The 1,153-nt window shown below is 32.7% G+C and carries 2 protein-coding genes; both read right to left on the bottom strand.

The features are described from left to right. Positions 1-202: 202 nt before the first annotated feature. The gene (locus tag M1K46_RS25550) at positions 203-355 is read right to left on the bottom strand and encodes a hypothetical protein (protein ID WP_175501979.1); all 153 of its coding nucleotides are present in this window, start codon (positions 353-355) and stop codon (positions 203-205) included. Positions 356-381: 26 nt separating this feature from the next. Continuing rightward, complete coding sequence (locus M1K46_RS25555) at positions 382-573, bottom strand: hypothetical protein (RefSeq protein ID WP_256228235.1); 192 nt, start codon at positions 571-573, stop codon at positions 382-384. Between the last annotated feature and the right edge of the window lie 580 nt (positions 574-1,153).

The raw sequence follows: 1,153 nt of genomic DNA on the forward strand, positions 1-1,153 counted from the left end.
AAGTAAAAAACAACGGTTGATTATTAGTGCCATAGGCTTAGATAGGCTACTTTTGTAAATTGGTTATTACAGTACAGAGGATCAACTAAAGCACTGCTTCATTTCTATATTTTCGGGTGTTTTACTTGAAAAAATATTTCAACTGTTAAGCACACAGGAATCTAATAAAAGAAAGCAACCTGTTGTGGTTGCTTTCTAATTATTATTCTTGATTGTCTGCTGTTTTTGATTCTATGTTAGATCTGTCAATTGACTTTGTATATTTTTCTTTGTTACCAGATTGGTCTGCATCTGTTCGTGTATTCCATATACTATATTTAAATGTATTTTCAATTTCTTTGTTTTTACTTGGCATTATTAATCCACCTCCAATAATTAGTTTCAAAATTCCTGTCCTTCTTTCGATTCTAGAAACGAATCGATTGATTCATCTAATAATCTTTCCCGATTAGGGTCTTCATTAATATCTGTATCCATTTCCATTTCTTGTTTAAATATGCTGTATGTATCATCTTCTTTATTTTGATTACTATGTTGGACTGGTTTAGTTCGATTATTTTTTTGATGTGTCATGTAATCTCCTTCTGTAACAAGTATTTTAATTTAGTATGAACAATTGATCCAATATAATCCAATTCTTTTTAAATCAAGCATTAAAAGAGGTAGCATGGCGAGAATGTTTATAAGATGTAGAAGAAATTTTTTATAAAAATGCTACAATTAAAGGTTTAAAAGTAATCAATTATCACCATTTGGTGACAGCAAAAGCATTGTAGCAGAGAAGGCTTTCTTCTAAAGGGTGCGTTAGCTAAAGATCGGAGCTGTCTTAAAGGCGGCTTTTTCTTATGGAACTAAAGGGGCAGGATAGTTGAAGAAATGGGTAATAAATTGATATGTATCGTAATAGGTTTCGGTGGGAATTACGAACCCGGCAGAGAGCAATGCCATCTTGAACGCATATCAAATTGCCGTCGAAAATCCACCAGCGGAATAATTGGTATAATATAAAAAAGCGTACATTCTTTGGAATGTATGCTTTTTTGACTATTATTGTTTATCTTGGTTCTCCTGAGACTTGTCCTGTTGAGCACTTCTTACATCCCGTTTAACAGGAGTTAATTCAGAAGACGCTTCTGTTTGAAATTGTGGTCTT

This window comes from Fictibacillus sp. WQ 8-8 (assembly GCF_024494405.1).
GTDB lineage: Bacteria > Bacillota > Bacilli > Bacillales > Fictibacillaceae > Fictibacillus_C > Fictibacillus_C marinisediminis.

Coding starts and splice junctions, on each gene's coding strand:
- M1K46_RS25555 (WP_256228235.1), bottom strand. CDS start 573: ATGACACATCAAAAAAATAATCGAACTAAACCAGTCCAACATAGTAAT.
- M1K46_RS25550 (WP_175501979.1), bottom strand. CDS start 355: ATGCCAAGTAAAAACAAAGAAATTGAAAATACATTTAAATATAGTATA.